The following is a 1,674-nucleotide window of genomic DNA, read 5'->3' on the forward strand; positions in this document are numbered from 1 at the left end:
CGACAGCTTTTTACGCACCCCTTTTATCCTACCAAGCAATGCCCCCCCCTGATTTTTATCAACAAGAGGAATTATGCGATAACCAACTTCCAGGCCTATAATATCGACCGACAAAACATCATCCCAGCCAAGCTCTTTGTACTCTTCTTTAGGCTGTCCATCAGCCGATATTTGACCTTGATTATCAGGCGTTACATTAGCACCGCCAGACATATTAGGCTGAGCACCTGACCTGCGAGCACCCGGAGCGCTTGCTTCAACCTCTTCACCTTTCGATCTCTTGTTTTGACCATACCAAGCAAAAAATGCTAAACCGCCACCCAAACCCAAGAATGCCAAATGAGGCATGCCCGGTACCAGACCCATTGCGATAAGAATGCCTGAGGCCACATATAAAGCCTTTGGGGATAGAAACATCTGATCAAGAACTTGTGACGACATGTCCTGCATACTACTAACACGTGTCACCATAATTGCTGCGGCGGTAGAAAGTAGTAGCGAAGGAATCTGTGCAACCAAGCCATCACCAATAGTCAGTAGCGAATACTTTTCCATTGCATCAGAGAATTCTAGATCATGCTGCACCATGCCAATAGAGAGACCGCCTATGATATTGATCGCTAAAATCAACAAACCCGCAATGGCATCACCACGAACAAACTTACTGGCACCATCCATAGAACCATAAAAGTCAGCCTCCGTTGCAATTTCTTCACGACGTGACTTGGCTTCTTCCTGTTCGATAATGCCAGCATTAAGATCAGCATCAATCGCCATCTGTTTACCCGGCATCGCATCGAGCGTAAAGCGCGCACTAACCTCCGAGACCCTGCCAGCACCCTTTGTTACAACAACAAAGTTAATAATCATCAAAATAGCAAAGACAACCAAACCGACAGCGTAATTGCCTCCAATGACAACCTCACCGAAGGCCTCAATCACCTTACCTGCAGCATCGCCACCTTCGTGCCCCTCCAAGAGAACAACACGAGTTGAAGCGACATTTAGCGCCAAACGTAAAAGCGTGGCAACTAACAAAACGGTTGGGAATATCGCGAACTCAACGGGCCGCAGGGAGTAGACACAAACAAGCAAGACAACAAGCGCCAAAGCAATATTGAAGGTAAACAACAAATCAAGCAGGAAAGGAGGAACAGGAAGGGTCATCATCCCCAGGATTGCAATCAATAGCACCGGGATGGCGAGATTACCCTGAGTAAGAACCTTGAATTGTTGAAGCATTGCGGCTTGCTGCATAAATATCACTACCAAGACTGATATCGTCACTAATTTGACGAAAAACAAATATCAGTAAGGTATCAGCAAGATTCACGCCGACTTCTACAGTTTACGGTAATTAGGCAATGCCAGCCCCTTAATCAAGAGCCATCATATTTAAGATCATCCGGTATGGGGAAGTCCGGTTTCGGAGGTTTTGTAATAACGCGACGCCTAAACTGCTTAAGCTGAAATACGTATGCCAGCACTTGTGCAACCGCCATATACAAACCACTCGGAATTTCCTGACCAATCTCGGCATGATGGTAGACCGAACGCGCAAGCGGTGGAGCCTCAACAATTTCGACATCATGTTCGTTGGCAATTTCTCTAATCTTCAAGGCGACTTGATCATGCCCTTTCGCAAGCAAAATTGGCGCGGCATCTTCTTCAGGT

Annotated in this window: 2 protein-coding genes; both read right to left on the bottom strand. The window is 46.5% G+C overall.

Going from position 1 to position 1,674, the window contains the following annotated elements; genetic code table 11:
- Window positions 1-1,257, bottom strand: a 1,257-nt coding sequence (locus tag A3766_RS19690) for an FHIPEP family type III secretion protein (protein WP_197479641.1), incomplete at its 3' end; no start/stop codon positions are given.
- Between the two features lie 122 nt (window positions 1,258-1,379).
- The coding region (locus tag A3766_RS19695; RefSeq protein WP_197479642.1) for an EscU/YscU/HrcU family type III secretion system export apparatus switch protein at window positions 1,380-1,674 on the bottom strand (295 nt) is incomplete at its 5' end.

This window comes from Oleiphilus sp. HI0132 (genome assembly GCF_001635845.1).